The 694-nt window shown below is 46.1% G+C and carries 1 pseudogene; it reads right to left on the bottom strand.

What is annotated here, in order from left to right:
* Nucleotides 1-48: 48 nt before the first annotated feature.
* Nucleotides 49-694 (bottom strand): annotated as a pseudogene (locus R7E78_RS26820) (FAD-dependent oxidoreductase); the annotation flags it as partial.

Genomic DNA, 694 nt, shown 5'->3' on the forward strand with positions numbered 1-694 from the left:
AGTGGGCTCAGTTTTTTGGCTACTGAGCCCTATTCAGTTTTTGGCTGCTTACATCCCGTAGCGTTCAGCTAGAGCATGCGGATAGCCTCGTTCTTCGGTCAGTTTAATCGCGTATTGTTCGATTTCGTTTTCAGACCAATTAACGGTCACTGGATGTTGCGCTTCTACATTATGTTGAGGCGTGATATCAAACCAATACTGAAGCATTTTTTGAGCAGCCAACAACGTAGAAGACGCTTTCACAACTTCAATTCGAGCGTAGTGATTTTGTTCGAATGAAACATCTGCCGCGCGAAGCACGGGATCTGTGCCTGGAATTTGTTGAGCACCAAACAACGCTTTGCCACCTTTTTCCGCTGTTTTGTAATCAGGGATAAATTGGGCCATGTGTTGTATTGCGTTATGCGTTCTTTCACCCAAAATTTCTTCACGCCACCCACTGCGAATTTTAGACAGTAACGGTACAGGTAGCTCAGGTTGAGCAGAGAGTGCCGTGCTTTCAACTAAGCCATCTTCAAACAACGTGATCTCTTTCGTCATGCCGTGCAGCTGGAAATAGCCATCTCCATAAGGAGTTAACTGCGCCATTCCTTTATCTGTGCCACGGGGGCCGTGGAAAATGACTTCTGGCCATTGCTGGTTACATTCGTTCCATTTGGTCACGTAAGCGGCTTTGAATTCAACTAAACGGTCA

The sequence above is a fragment of the Vibrio sp. YT-19(2023) genome (assembly GCF_033337395.1).